The sequence below is a fragment of the Mesorhizobium sp. M7A.F.Ca.CA.002.04.1.1 genome (assembly GCF_004022805.1).
GTDB classification, from domain to species: Bacteria; Pseudomonadota; Alphaproteobacteria; order Rhizobiales; family Rhizobiaceae; genus Mesorhizobium; species Mesorhizobium ciceri.
On sequence record NZ_RZPL01001229.1, the window covers coordinates 1 to 689 of the forward strand.

Genomic DNA, 689 nt, shown 5'->3' on the forward strand with positions numbered 1-689 from the left:
CATTGTCGGTTCCTTTTCCGCCAAGCGGCGGTATGTCATCGTCCTTGCCGGCGCCGGCAAGGCGCGCCGCTTCCGCCTTGCGGGCTCGCGCGGCGGCCGCGGGCAAGCGCCGTGGATCATCGCCAGGGGACCCGTCGCCGCGCGGCATCGCCGGCGAAAACCTGTCGAGCGACGAGATGATGCCGCGCAGCACCTTCAGCTCCGGTTCGGCAAAACCGGCGCGCGTCAGCACCGCACGCAGATTGTCGATCATTTTCGGCTTCTTCGGTGCCGGCCGGAAATAGCCGCGCGCTTCCAGTGCGCCTTCGAGATAGGCGAACAGGCCGTGCAATTCCTCCTTGCTTGCCGGCTTCATGTCCGGGCCGGAAAAATTGGTCTTGGTCTCGTCTTCCAGGCCGGACTTCATCCATTCGTAGGACATCAGAAGCGCGGCCTGGGCGATGTTGAGCGACGAGAAATCGGGATCGACCGGGAACGTGACGATCTCGTCGGCAAGGCCGACCTCGTCATTGTAGAGGCCGAAGCGCTCGCGGCCGAACAGGATGCCGGTGCGCTGGCCCATTGCGTGACGGGTCCGAAGCATCCTGCCCGCCTCCACCGGCCCGCGCACGGATTTGAAGCCGTCGCGCTGCCTGGCCGTGGTGGCGAAGACACAGTTCAGGTCGGCGAGCGCCGAGGCCAGATCGTCA

The 689-nt window shown here is 65.7% G+C and carries 1 protein-coding gene; it reads right to left on the minus strand.

Annotated features, from left to right (window positions below; genetic code table 11):
• The coding region (locus ENZ75_RS33500) for an RNA methyltransferase (protein ID WP_164888262.1) at positions 1-689 on the minus strand (689 nt) is incomplete at both ends.